The sequence below is a fragment of the Pseudomonas sp. TE36184 genome (assembly GCF_054060055.1).
Genome location: NZ_JBSSCU010000001.1, coordinates 4,313,942 through 4,326,252 on the forward strand (window position 1 = coordinate 4,313,942; position 12,311 = coordinate 4,326,252).

A 12,311-nucleotide genomic window follows, 5' to 3' on the forward strand; every position below is an offset into this window, starting at 1 on the left:
TATTGAAGACATTTGACCATTTGACCGTTGTCGGTCTGCGTGAGTGGGTGGCACTTCCCGACTTGGGAGTGGCAGGCCTGCGCGCGAAGATCGACACCGGTGCCAGCACTTCGAGCCTGCACGCCACCGATATCGAACCCTTTGAGCGCGACGGTGAGAAATGGGTGCGCTTTACCGCACACCTGGGCAGCGTTGTGCAGTTGCGTCACCGCCGCTGCGAAGCGCCGCTGGTGGCGATGAAAACCATCAAGAGCTCCAATGGTCATGCGCAGGTGCGCTATGTGATCAGCACCACCCTGGCGCTGGGCGACCGGGTATGGCGGGTGGAATTCACCCTCGCCTGCCGCAAGGCCATGCGCTACCGCCTGCTCCTCGGTTCCAAGGCGCTGATTGACGGCCAGTTGGTGGTCAATCCCGGCGTCAAGTACGTTCAAGACAAGCCGGTGTTCCCGGTCTCCACTATTTCTGCCCCAGGTGCTGCATGAAGATTGCTGTGCTGTCGCGAAACCCGCGTCTGTATTCCACCCGCCGCCTGGTCGAGGCCGGCACCGAACGTGGCCACGAAATGGTGGTGATCGACACGTTGCGTGCCTATATGAACATTGCCAGCCATAAGCCGCAGATCCATTATCGCGGCAAACCACTGGAAGGCTTTGATGCGGTGATCCCGCGTATCGGCGCCTCGGTGACCTTTTATGGCTGCGCGGTGTTGCGCCAGTTTGAAATGATGGGCGTCTCCCCGCTGAATGAATCCGTCGCGATCGCGCGCTCACGGGACAAGCTGCGCTCGCTGCAATTGCTGTCGCGCCGGGGTATCGGCCTGCCGGTCACCGGCTTCGCCCACTCCCCCGACGACATTCCCGACCTGATCGAAATGGTCAACGGCGCGCCGCTGGTGATCAAGGTGCTGGAAGGCACCCAGGGCATCGGCGTGGTGCTGTGCGAAACCGCCACGGCGGCGGAGTCGGTGATCGAGGCATTCATGGGTCTCAAGCAGAACATCATGGTGCAGGAATACATCAAGGAAGCCGGCGGTGCGGATATCCGCTGCTTCGTGGTCGGCGACAAGGTGATTGCCGCGATGAAACGCCAGGCCAAGCCTGGGGAATTCCGCTCCAACCTGCACCGTGGCGGCAGCGCCAGCCTGATCAAGATCACCCCCGAAGAGCGCATGACCGCGCTACGGGCGGCCAAGGTCATGGGGTTGAGCGTGGCGGGTGTGGACATCCTGCGTTCCAACCATGGCCCGCTGGTGATGGAAGTCAATTCATCACCTGGCCTGGAAGGCATCGAGACCACCACCGGCAAGGATGTGGCGGGGATCATCATTCAGCATCTGGAGAAGAGTGGCGGGCCGAACATGACCCGGACCAAGGGCAAGGGCTAGAGGAGCAGTCTTCAGCTTGAAGCTTCAGGCTGCAAGAGAAGGGCAGAAGCCGTTTGCTTTTCTCTTGCAGCTCTAAACGTGCAGCTTGCCGCTGCAGCTATACCGCGTCTCGGGGCAACATCAAACCCAACGGCAAGCGTACCCGTGCTTCCAGCCCGCCGCCCTCGCGGTTGCGCAATTCAACATTGCCGCCATGCATCGAGGCAATCCGCCGCACAATCGCCAGCCCCAAACCGGTGCCCTTGCCACCCCGAGCACGGTCGCCACGGGTGAAGGGGTTGAAGATGCCTTCCAGCTCGGCCGGGTCGATACCGGCCCCGCGATCCATCACGCTCAGCACCACATAGGGCGCAGCACTGTCACCGGAAACATACGCCGCCACTTCCACATCCGAACCGGCGTGGTGCAAGGCGTTGCCGATCAGGTTGTTCAGCAGGCGCTTCATCGAGACCCGACGCAACGCAAACGGCTGGATCGGCTCCAGGCGCATCCGCACCTGCTCGCCATTCTGGTTGTAGGGCGCTACCACCTCGCGCACCAGGTCCGTCAGGTCGACGACTTCCACCACCTCGTCGCGACCATCGCGGATAAAGGCCAGGAACTGGTCGAGAATCGCGTCCATGTCCTCGATATCACGCACCATGTCGTCCGTGAGATCGGTATGGTTGCCCATCAACTCCAGGGACAGCCGCAAACGCGTCAATGGCGTGCGCAAGTCATGGGACACGCCCGCAAGCATCAGCTCGCGCTCGCGCCCGGCCTGTTCGACGTCCTCGGCCATCTGGTTGAACGCGCTGTAGACCTCGGTCATCTCGCTGGGCGTGTCGCTGACCGGCAGGCGCACACTGCGCCCCTGTCCCAGCTGGCGGGCGGCGAACACCAGGCGTTTAAGCGGTTGATTGAGCTGGCGCACGAAAATCCACGCGGACGCCGTCGAAAGCAAGCCGATAGCCAGGAACCAGCCCAGTACATTCCAGATCTTCTGCCCTCGCAAAGGGTGCGGATACAGCGGCACCTTCAGCCAATCTTCCCCCAGGCTCGGCGCGCGCACCCACAGCGCGGGTGACACATGCATACGCAGCCGAACTTCGGTGTCGTCGCCCAGTTCCGCCTGCATCTGGCGCTGGTAAATCTCACTGTAGGGCCAATGCTGCTCGCCTTCCGGCACACCTGCACCCGCCACGCGCACCAGTGTCGCCGCCTTGGCGATTTTCTCGCGGTTCTCGGGGTCGGCCGCCCAATAGGCGCGCAAGGTCAGGGCGACACCGTGGCTGTATTGCCGATCTACCAGCACGTCTTCGTTCATCAATAGATAAACCAGCGTGAGTGCCTTGGAAAACAGAACGACGATGAGCACCAGCCAAAGGGTGCGGGAGAAGAAACTTTGCGGGAACCACAGCGGGGTTTTCATAGGAGACAGCTAGACACCTTGCAGGAACGAGCGGCGCTCGCAGAATTGCAGACGCCGGACATCCCGTCGCCCCTCATGGAGCCAAACGCCAGGATGCCCGCCCCTGCAAATCATCGGTCACTTGGTTGCAGTGCCATCCGGCACAAACACATACCCCACGCCCCACACCGTCTGGATATAACGCGGCTTGGACGGGTCCGGCTCGATCATTCGGCGCAGACGGGAAATCTGCACGTCGATGGAGCGCTCCAGAGCGTCCCATTCCCGACCACGGGCCAGGTTCATCAGTTTGTCGCGGGTCAGCGGCTGGCGCGCGTTCATCACCAGCGCCTTGAGCACGGCGAACTCGCCGGTGGTGAGCATGTGGACTTCATCGCCACGCTTGAGCTCACGGGTGGCCAATGACAGTTCGTAATCGCCGAAGGTGACGCTTTCGTCTTCACTGCCCGGTGCGCCCGGCACCGGCGCCGCCTGGCGACGCAATACGGCCTTGACCCGCGCCATCAGCTCGTCCGGGTTGAACGGCTTGGCCAGGTAGTCATCAGCGCCCAGTTCGAGGCCCTTGATGCGGCTCAGCTCATCGCCCTTGGCGGTGAGCATGATGATCGGAATCTGGTTGTTCGCGCCGCGCAGGCGTTTGCAGGCGGTGAGGCCGTCTTCGCCGGGTAGCATCAGGTCGAGCACGACCAGGTTGAACACTTCCCGCCCCAACAGGCGGTCCATCTGCTCGGTGTTCGGCACCGCGCGGGCACGATAACCCTTGGAGTTGAAAAAACGCTCCAGCAGGCTGCTCAGCCCCGGATCGTCATCAACGATGAGAATTTTTTCGCCTTCAGCAGTTTGTGCAGTGCTGCTCATTGGATGCTCCTCTTATCTCGGCGCGCATTATGGCCTAGCTGCCGTTATACGCACCGTGTGCATTGTTAGCAGATTTTTCCTCTACTGCCAGCGAACCCACGCCCTACAACCTGCGGCGCAGTCCCCCCCCAAGGACAGAACGCTGGTTATAATGCGGCGCCTTCGTGCAGGGCAACGTCAGATCGTTACCGTTTACTGCCGGGCTTTTTTTCACCCGCTTGTCGTGTTTTTTACGATTTCGAGGGTCAATAGGCAGCCTCTTGACCCAGGCAGCGGCGCCAGTCGGGCCGCTCAACCAGCCTCGTCGGGCCTTGTTTTCCGGGCTTGCGAGCTGCTTTTAAGAATTTCAGGTGGTTTTATGGACAGCATCAACAGCCGCATCGCCGAGGAACTCGGCGTACGCCCCCAACAGGTCGAAGCGGCCGTCGCTCTACTGGATGAGGGCTCCACGGTGCCCTTCATCGCCCGTTACCGAAAAGAAGTGACCGGCAGCCTCGACGACATTCAACTGCGGCACCTGGAAGAGCGCCTGCGCTACCTGCGAGAACTCGACGAACGGCGCATCAGCATCCTCGCCAGCATCGCGGAACAGGGCAAGCTGACCCCACAATTGGAACGCGACATCAAACTCGCCGATACCAAGACCCGTCTCGAAGACCTCTACCTGCCGTACAAACAGAAGCGCCGCACCAAGGGCCAGATCGCCCTGGAAGCCGGCCTCGGCGACCTGGCCGACGACCTGTTCAACGACCCATCGCTGAACCCGGATACCGAAGCCGCGCGCTTCATCAACGCTGAAAAAGGCGTCGCCGACGTCAAGGCCGCCCTCGAAGGCGCCAAATACATCCTGATGGAACGCTTCGCCGAAGACGCCAGCCTGCTGGAAAAGCTGCGCACCTACCTGAAGCAGGAAGCCATCCTCAGCGCCCGCGTGATCGCCGGCAAAGAGGAAGAAGGCGCCAAGTTCCGCGACTACTTCGAACACGACGAACCGCTCAAGAGCATGCCGTCCCACCGCGCCCTGGCGATTTTCCGCGGCCGCAACGAAGGTATTCTCAGCTCCGCGCTGAAAGTCGGCGACGAACTGCCGGGCACCATGCACCCGTGCGAAGGCATGATCGGTCAACAATTCGGCATCCAGAATCAGAACCGTCCTGCGGACAAGTGGCTCGGTGAAGTCGTGCGCTGGACCTGGAAGGTCAAGCTCTACACCCACCTGGAAACCGACCTGCTCGGCGAGTTGCGCGACGGCGCCGAAACCGAAGCGATCAACGTCTTCGCCCACAACCTGCACGACCTGCTGCTGGCCGCACCGGCCGGCCCGCGTGCCACCCTGGGCCTCGACCCGGGCCTGCGCACCGGCTGCAAGGTCGCCGTGGTCGACTCGACCGGCAAGCTGCTGGACCACGCCACCGTGTATCCGCACGTGCCCCACAACAAGTGGGACCAGACCCTCGCGATCCTCGCCGCCCTGTGCGCCAAGCACGCGGTGGACCTGATCGCCATCGGCAACGGCACCGCCAGCCGTGAAACCGACAAACTGGCCGCCGAACTGATCAAAAAATACCCAGCCATGAAGATGACCAAGGTCATGGTCTCCGAGGCGGGCGCTTCGGTGTACTCGGCGTCGGAACTGGCTTCCAAGGAATTCCCGGACCTCGACGTGTCGATCCGTGGCGCGGTGTCCATCGCCCGTCGCCTGCAAGACCCACTGGCCGAACTGGTGAAAATCGACCCGAAATCCATCGGCGTCGGCCAATACCAGCACGATGTGTCGCAGCTGAAACTGGCACGCGGCCTGGATGCGGTGGTGGAAGACTGCGTGAACGCCGTGGGCGTGGACGTGAACACCGCCTCCGTCGCGCTGCTGGCGCGGATCTCCGGCCTCAACGCGACCCTGGCGCAGAACATCGTGACCCACCGCGACGAAAACGGTGCGTTCAAGACCCGCGCCGCGCTGAAAAAAGTCGCACGCCTGGGTGAAAAAACCTTCGAACAGGCCGCCGGCTTCCTGCGTGTGATGAACGGCGACAACCCGCTGGACGCCTCGGCGGTCCACCCGGAAGCCTACCCGCTGGTGCAACGCATCGCCGCCGAGACCGACCGCGACATCCGCTCGCTGATCGGCGACGCCGCGTTCCTCAAGCGCCTGGACCCGAAGAAGTACACCGACGAGACCTTCGGCGTGCCGACCATCACCGACATCCTGCAAGAGCTGGAAAAACCCGGGCGCGACCCGCGTCCCGAGTTCAAGACCGCCGAGTTCCAGGACGGCGTCGAAGACCTCAAGGACCTGCAACTGGGCATGATCCTCGAAGGCGTGGTGACCAACGTGACCAACTTCGGCGCCTTTGTGGACATCGGCGTGCATCAGGACGGTTTGGTGCATATCTCCGCGCTTTCGGAGAAGTTCATCAAAGACCCGCGCGAAGCGGTGAAGGCCGGTGATGTGGTCAAGGTCAAGGTCATGGAAGTCGACATCCCGCGCAAGCGCGTCGGCCTGTCGATGCGTATGAGCGACACCCCCGGCGAGAAAATCGACGGTGCCCGTGGCGCCCGCCCAGGCTCGGCGCCGCGCCAGTCGCAAAACAACGCGCCACGCAAGGAAACCGCGACCGCAGCGCCGAGCAACAACGCCATGGCCTCGCTGTTCGCCAACGCCAAACAGTTGAAGAAACGCTGATGGAGATTCCGGCCGGCTTGACCCAAAGCGCGTTCAGCGAACTGATCGGCTGCCGCCTGCAACGCCTGGAGCAGGGCGTTGCCGAGGTGGCCCTGAGCCTGGAGCCGCAACTGCGTAACCGCGCAGGCAAGCTGCATGGCGGGGCGATTTTCAGCCTGGTCGACATCACCATGGGGCTGGCCTGTTCCAGCGCCCACGGGTTCGACCAGCAGAGCGCGACCATCGAATGCAAAATCAACTACATCCGCGCGGTGGAAAACGGCGAGGTGCTGTGTACCGCGCGAGTGATTCACCCCGGGCGGCGCACGTTGGTGGTCGAAGCCGACGTGTACCAGGGTGAAAGACTTGTCGCAAAAGCGCAGGGCACCTTCGCTGTCCTATAGCTCCCCGCCCTCGATTTGAGTTAATTTCGGCGCTGCGATAACAGCGTCGGAATTTTCTTGCTGCGCTACAGCCCAATTCATGGAGTGATGTAGGCTTTTTCAAAGCGGGTCAAATCGACTCAAAACCAGGCGATCACGCCAGTTTTAACTTCACCCTTGTAGACCGTCCTGCCCACCCCCATATTGGGGCGACTGACGCGTGAAGGAATCCAACTTGAGCGAACTTCTCAACCGCCGCCTGGCCCTGCTCGGCAAGCGCGAACACCTCTCCCTGCTGGAGCATTGCTTGCACGGCATCGAGCGCGAATGCCTGCGTGTCACCCATGAAGGTCGCCTGGCGCAGACGCCGCATCCCGAAGCCCTGGGCGCCGCGCTGACCCACGAACAGATCACCACCGACTACTCGGAATCGTTGCTGGAGTTCATCACCCCAGCCCTGCCCAACCCGGCCGATACCCTGAGCAGCCTGGACAAGATCCATCGCTTTGCCTACAGCAAGCTCGGCAGCGAATACCTGTGGAGCCCCTCGATGCCGTGCCCGTTGCCGGCCGAGGAAGACATTCCGATTGCCTACTACGGCACCTCCAATATCGGACAGCTCAAGTACGTGTATCGCAAGGGCCTGGCCCTGCGTTACGGCAAGACCATGCAGTGCATTGCCGGCATCCACTACAACTTTTCCCTGCCGGAAAAATTGTGGCCGCTGCTCAAGGAAAGCGAAGGCTTCGTCGGCACCGACCGCGACTATCAGTCCGACGCCTATATCGCCCTGATCCGTAACTTCCGCCGCAACAGCTGGCTGCTGATGTACCTGTTCGGTGCCTCGCCGGCGCTGGACGCAGGCTTCCTGCGCGGCCGTTCGCACCAGTTGGACGTGCTGGATGCCGACACCTTGTACCTGCCGTATGCCACCAGCCTGCGCATGAGCGACCTGGGTTACCAGAGCAACGCCCAGGCCGGCCTGACGCCGTGCTACAACGATTTGGCCAGCTACACCGACAGCCTGCGCGAAGCGGTGGCAACGCCCTACGCGCCTTATGTCGAAGTCGGCACCCACAAGGATGGAGAGTGGGTGCAGCTCAACACCAACATCCTGCAGATCGAAAACGAGTACTACTCCAACATCCGCCCCAAGCGCGTGACCTACACCGGCGAGCGGCCGATCCAGGCGCTGATGGCCCGTGGCATCCAGTACATCGAAGTGCGCTGCCTGGACATCAACCCGTTCCTGCCGATGGGCATCGACCTGCAAGAGTCGCGCTTCCTCGACGCGTTCCTGCTGTATTGCGCGATGAACGACAGCCCGCTGTTCGCCGACAACGAGTGCGGCAACGCCACCTCGAACTTCCTCAGCGTGGTCAAGGAAGGCCGGCGTCCGGGCCTGCAACTGCAGCGCAAGGGCCAGGCGGTGGACATGAAGGAATGGGCCACCGAGCTGCTGGAGCAGATCGCGCCGCTGGCGGCCCTGCTCGATCAGAGCCACGGCATCGAGGAACACCGCCAGGCACTGGACGCCCAGTTGGCCAAGGTCAACGACCCGTCCCTGACGCCATCGGCCCAGGTGTTGGCCGCGATGGCCGAGCGCAAGGAAAGTTTCGCCCAGTTCTCCCTGCACCAGAGCGAGGTGCATGCCGAGTATTTCCGCAGCGAACCGTTGCCCGCCGAAGAGCAGGCGCACTTTGAAGAACTGGCACGTAAGTCGCTGGCGCAACAGGCGGAGCTGGAGCAGAACGAAGTGGGCGATTTCGATGTGTTCGTCGGCTCGTACCAGGCCAGCATCCTGGCCATCAGCAACTAAAAAACGAACTCACTCCCCCAGGGAAATGAGCTTCATGTGGGAGGGGGCTTGCCCCCGATAGCAGTCCTCAGTTAACTGATCAGTGACTGACCCACCGCTATCGGGAGCAAGCTCCCTCCCACATTTGCCCTCACTGGGATGAAGAATCCCGCCCACCCTTCTCCTCATAAGCTAATTCGAAAAAGTTATTTATTTTCGCATTCTTAGATCATTTAGTCTCCTCACACGCCGACACTCGGCCGCCTGATTGAGGAGCTTCCCCTTGAAACTGCATTCCCCTCTCCGCCTCTTGGCGGCATTGTCCCTGGCCGGTGCCAGCCTGTTCGCCCAGGCGGCGGACGTGACCATCGCCTACCAGACCACCGTGGACCCGGCGAAAGTCGCCCAGGCCGACGGCGCGTATGAAAAAGCCACGAACGCCAAGATCGACTGGCGCAAATTCGACAACGGTTCCGACATCATCGCCGCCATCGCGTCCGGCGATGTGCAGATCGGCTACCTCGGTTCCAGCCCGCTGACCGCCGCCATCACCCGTAAAGTGCCGGTGCAGACCTTCCTCGTCGCCACCCAGATCGGCGGTGCCGAAGCCCTGGTGGCGCGCAACGGTTCGGGGATCAATGGCCCGCAGGACCTGATCGGTAAAAAAGTCGCCGTGCCCTTCGTATCCACCGGCCACTACAGCCTGCTGGCCGCGCTGAAGCACTGGAACATCGACCCGGCGAAAGTGACCATCCTCAACCTCGCGCCGCCGGCCATCATCGCCGCCTGGAAGCGCGGCGATATCGACGCCACCTACGTATGGGACCCGGCCCTGGGCGTGGCCAAGGAAAACGGCAAGGTGCTGATCACTTCCGGCGAGCTGGCCACGTTCGGCGCGCCGACCTTCGACGCGTGGATCGTGCGTAAGGACTTCGCCGAGAAGCATCCGGAAATCGTCAGCGCTTTCGCCAAAGTCACCCTGGATGCCTACGCCGCGTACCGCAAAGACCCACAAGCCTGGCTCGCCGACAAAAGCAACGTCGACAAGCTGGTGAAACTCTCCGGGGCCAAGGCCAGCGACATCCCCGCGCTGCTGCAAGGCAACGTCTACCCGCTGGCCGCTGAGCAGGTGACCCTGCTGGGCGCGCCGACCATCAAGGCGGTAACCGACACCGCGGCATTCCTCAAGGAACAAGGCAAGGTCGAGGCGGTGCTGCCGGATTACGCCCCTTACATCAGCGCCAAGTTCATCACCCACTGATCAGGAGTTCATCGCGATGGCCTTGCTACAACTGGAGCGCATCAGCGCACGGTACCCAGGCGCCACAGAACCGGTACTGTCTGATATTTCACTCGAACTTGGGCCCCGGCAATTGCTGGTGGCCCTCGGCCCGTCCGGCAGTGGCAAGACTTCGCTGTTGAACCTGATTGCCGGTTTTGTCGAGCCCTCTGCCGGGCGCATCAGCCTCGATGGCGTGCCAGTCAAAGGCCCGAGCGCCGAACGCGGCGTGGTGTTCCAGGACGATGCCCTGCTGCCCTGGCAGGACGTGCTGGCCAATGTCGGCTTCGGCCTGGAGCTGGCCGGCGTGAGCAAGGCGCAACGCGAAGTGCGCGCCCGGGAAATGCTCGCGCTGGTGGGCCTGGCCGGTTTCGACAGCCGGCGCATCTGGCAACTGTCCGGCGGCCAGAAGCAACGCGTCGGCCTGGCCCGCGCCCTGGCGGCGGCCCCGCGTGTACTGCTGATGGACGAACCCTTCGGCGCCCTCGATGCATTCACCCGCGAACAGATGCAGGAGCTGCTGCTGCAAGTCTGGCGGCGCACGGCCAAGCCGGTGTTCCTGATTACCCATGACATCGAAGAAGCGGTGTTCCTTGCCACCGATCTGATCCTGCTGGCGCCCAACCCCGGTCAGATCGTCGAGCGCCTGCACCTGGATTTCGGTCAACGTTATGCGGCCGGCGAGTCGGCGCGAGCGATCAAATCTGACCCGCGCTTTATCGAAACCCGCGAACACGTGCTGGGCAAAGTGTTCTCCCAACGGCAGGTGTCCGCATGAGCAGCTACGAACTTCCCGCCACGGTCGCCAAGCCGGTGGCGCGCACCGTTATCCCGCTGCGGCGCAGCCTGAGTACGCGTTGGATCAGCCTGTTGACGCTGGTTGCCTTGCTGGTGATCTGGTGGGCGGTGACCGCCAGCGGACTGATCGAACCATTGTTCCTGCCGCCACCGTCCGCCGTGCTGCAAAAAGGCTGGTTGCTGGCGACCACGGGCTATATGGATTCCACCTTGTGGCAGCACCTCGGCGCGAGCCTCGAACGCATCGGCCTGGGCCTGGGCTTTGCGGTGCTGACCGCGGTCCCGGTGGGGATTGCCATCGGCTCGAACCGTATCGCACGGGGCATTCTCGACCCGTTGATCGAGTTCTACCGGCCGATTCCACCCCTGGCTTACCTGCCGCTGATCGTGATCTGGTGCGGCATCGGTGAGCTGTCCAAAGTGCTGCTGATCTACCTGGCGATCTTTGCCCCGATTGCCATCGCGACCGCGACCGGCGTGCGTACCGTCGACCCGGCCAAGCTGCGCGCCGCGCAGTCGCTGGGGGCCACGCGCGCCCAGCTGATTCGCCACGTGATCCTGCCGAGCGCGCTGCCCGACATCCTCACCGGCGTGCGTATCGGGCTGGGAGTTGGCTGGTCGACCTTGGTCGCCGCCGAGCTGATCGCCGCCACCAGCGGCCTGGGCTTCATGGTGCAGTCGGCGGCGCAGTTCCTGGTCACCGATGTCGTGGTGCTGGGGATTCTGGTGATCGCACTGATCGCCTTCGCCATGGAAATGGGCCTGCGGGCCCTGCAGCGTAAATGGGTGCCGTGGCATGGCCAGGCACACTGAGTGATGAGAACCCAATGAGCAGCCTGACCGTTACCCCATTAAGCACCGCCCTCGGCGCGCAGATCAGTGGCGTCGATATCACTCAACCGCTGAGCCCCGAACAGCGCGACGCCATCGAACAGGCGTTGCTCACTCATTCGGTGGTGTTTTTCCGCGACCAGCCGCTCACGCCGCAGCAACAAGCACGCTTCGCGGCGAACTTCGGCGATCTGCACATTCATCCGATCTACCCCAACGTGCCGGAACAGCCCGAAGTGCTGATCCTCGACACCGCCGTCACCGACGTGCGCGACAACGCCGTGTGGCACACCGACGTGACCTTCCTGCCCACCCCGGCCCTCGGCGCGGTGCTGAGTGCCAAGCAACTGCCGGCGTTTGGCGGCGACACGCTGTGGGCCAGCGGGATTGCCGCGTATGCGGCCCTGTCCGAGCCGCTGAAGAGGCTGCTCGACGGGCTCACCGCCACGCACGACTTCACCAAGTCCTTCCCGCTGGAGCGTTTTGGCAACACTGCCGAAGACCTGGCGCGCTGGGAAGAAACCCGCAAGAAGAACCCGCCGCTGTCGCACCCGGTGGTACGCACCCACCCGGTGAGTGGGCGCAAGTCGCTGTTTGTCAGCGAGGGCTTCACCACCAGAATCAACGAGCTGGAAGCGGCGGAAAGCGAGGCGATCTTGAAGCTGCTGTTCGCCCACGCGACACGCCCGGAGTTCACGATTCGCTGGCGCTGGCGGGAGAATGACGTGGCGTTCTGGGATAACCGCATCACCCAGCATTACGCGGTGGACGACTACCGGCCACAGCGGCGGGTGATGCACCGGGCGACGATTCTCGGCGATGTGCCGTTCTGAGCCGAACACGACAGTCGCCACACTGAAGACAAAATGTGGGAGGGGGCTTGCCCCCGATGGCGCTGTATCAG

The 12,311-nt window shown here is 62.7% G+C and carries 11 protein-coding genes; 9 read left to right on the forward strand and 2 right to left on the reverse strand.

The window, feature by feature from the left end; genetic code table 11:
• Positions 1-2 precede the first annotated feature (2 nt).
• Both rimB and rimK read left to right on the forward strand, forming a co-directional pair.
• Positions 3-485 carry a retropepsin-like aspartic endopeptidase RimB gene (gene rimB, locus ACVWZP_RS19390; RefSeq protein WP_026140222.1) on the forward strand — a complete coding sequence of 161 codons (483 nt, stop codon included), beginning with the start codon at positions 3-5 and terminating at the stop codon, positions 483-485.
• Complete coding sequence (rimK, locus tag ACVWZP_RS19395; protein WP_003213178.1) at positions 482-1,387, forward strand: 30S ribosomal protein S6--L-glutamate ligase; 906 nt, start codon at positions 482-484, stop codon at positions 1,385-1,387. Before rimB ends, rimK begins: the two co-directional genes overlap by 4 nt.
• A 97-nt stretch (positions 1,388-1,484) precedes the next feature.
• Here the strand turns inward: rimK and ACVWZP_RS19400 are convergent, their stop codons facing one another.
• Positions 1,485-2,798 carry an ATP-binding protein gene (locus ACVWZP_RS19400; RefSeq protein ID WP_017848574.1) on the reverse strand — a complete coding sequence of 438 codons (1,314 nt, stop codon included), beginning with the start codon at positions 2,796-2,798 and terminating at the stop codon, positions 1,485-1,487.
• Between the two features lie 117 nt (positions 2,799-2,915).
• Positions 2,916-3,656 (reverse strand): osmolarity response regulator transcription factor OmpR, encoded by a 741-nt coding sequence (ompR, locus tag ACVWZP_RS19405; protein WP_003213175.1) that lies wholly within the window; start codon positions 3,654-3,656, stop codon positions 2,916-2,918.
• Between the two features lie 358 nt (positions 3,657-4,014).
• On the opposite strand from ompR, the gene ACVWZP_RS19410 reads away from it, so the two are divergent.
• From ACVWZP_RS19410 to tauD, 7 genes are all read left to right on the forward strand, one after another.
• The gene (locus ACVWZP_RS19410) at positions 4,015-6,339 is read left to right on the forward strand and encodes a Tex family protein (protein ID WP_232566156.1); all 2,325 of its coding nucleotides are present in this window, start codon (positions 4,015-4,017) and stop codon (positions 6,337-6,339) included.
• The gene (locus ACVWZP_RS19415; RefSeq protein WP_017848576.1) at positions 6,339-6,722 is read left to right on the forward strand and encodes a PaaI family thioesterase; all 384 of its coding nucleotides are present in this window, start codon (positions 6,339-6,341) and stop codon (positions 6,720-6,722) included. Before ACVWZP_RS19410 ends, ACVWZP_RS19415 begins: the two co-directional genes overlap by 1 nt.
• Before the next feature lie 214 nt (positions 6,723-6,936).
• Positions 6,937-8,520, forward strand: a complete 1,584-nt coding sequence (gshA, locus tag ACVWZP_RS19420; RefSeq protein ID WP_017848577.1) for a glutamate--cysteine ligase — start codon at positions 6,937-6,939, stop codon at positions 8,518-8,520.
• A gap of 262 nt (positions 8,521-8,782) precedes the next feature.
• Positions 8,783-9,760, forward strand: coding sequence for a taurine ABC transporter substrate-binding protein (gene tauA, locus ACVWZP_RS19425; RefSeq protein WP_079442631.1), 978 nt, complete (start codon positions 8,783-8,785; stop codon positions 9,758-9,760).
• 16 nt (positions 9,761-9,776) lie between these two features.
• Positions 9,777-10,556, forward strand: a complete 780-nt coding sequence (gene tauB, locus ACVWZP_RS19430; protein WP_126585939.1) for a taurine ABC transporter ATP-binding subunit — start codon at positions 9,777-9,779, stop codon at positions 10,554-10,556.
• Positions 10,553-11,389: a taurine ABC transporter permease TauC gene (gene tauC, locus ACVWZP_RS19435; RefSeq protein ID WP_017848580.1), complete on the forward strand. Its 837-nt coding sequence runs from the start codon at positions 10,553-10,555 to the stop codon at positions 11,387-11,389. Before tauB ends, tauC begins: the two co-directional genes overlap by 4 nt.
• Before the next feature lie 14 nt (positions 11,390-11,403).
• Complete coding sequence (tauD, locus tag ACVWZP_RS19440; protein WP_457370063.1) at positions 11,404-12,240, forward strand: taurine dioxygenase; 837 nt, start codon at positions 11,404-11,406, stop codon at positions 12,238-12,240.
• Positions 12,241-12,311 lie beyond the last annotated feature (71 nt).

Excerpts from the sequence above, each read along its gene's own strand:
- rimK (WP_003213178.1), top strand. The coding sequence starts at position 482 with ATGAAGATTGCTGTGCTGTCGCGAAACCCGCGTCTGTATTCCACCCGC.
- ACVWZP_RS19400 (WP_017848574.1), bottom strand. The coding sequence starts at position 2,798 with ATGAAAACCCCGCTGTGGTTCCCGCAAAGTTTCTTCTCCCGCACCCTT.
- ompR (WP_003213175.1), bottom strand. The coding sequence starts at position 3,656 with ATGAGCAGCACTGCACAAACTGCTGAAGGCGAAAAAATTCTCATCGTT.
- ACVWZP_RS19410 (WP_232566156.1), top strand. The coding sequence starts at position 4,015 with ATGGACAGCATCAACAGCCGCATCGCCGAGGAACTCGGCGTACGCCCC.
- ACVWZP_RS19415 (WP_017848576.1), top strand. The coding sequence starts at position 6,339 with ATGGAGATTCCGGCCGGCTTGACCCAAAGCGCGTTCAGCGAACTGATC.
- tauB (WP_126585939.1), top strand. The coding sequence starts at position 9,777 with ATGGCCTTGCTACAACTGGAGCGCATCAGCGCACGGTACCCAGGCGCC.
- tauC (WP_017848580.1), top strand. The coding sequence starts at position 10,553 with ATGAGCAGCTACGAACTTCCCGCCACGGTCGCCAAGCCGGTGGCGCGC.
- tauD (WP_457370063.1), top strand. The coding sequence starts at position 11,404 with ATGAGCAGCCTGACCGTTACCCCATTAAGCACCGCCCTCGGCGCGCAG.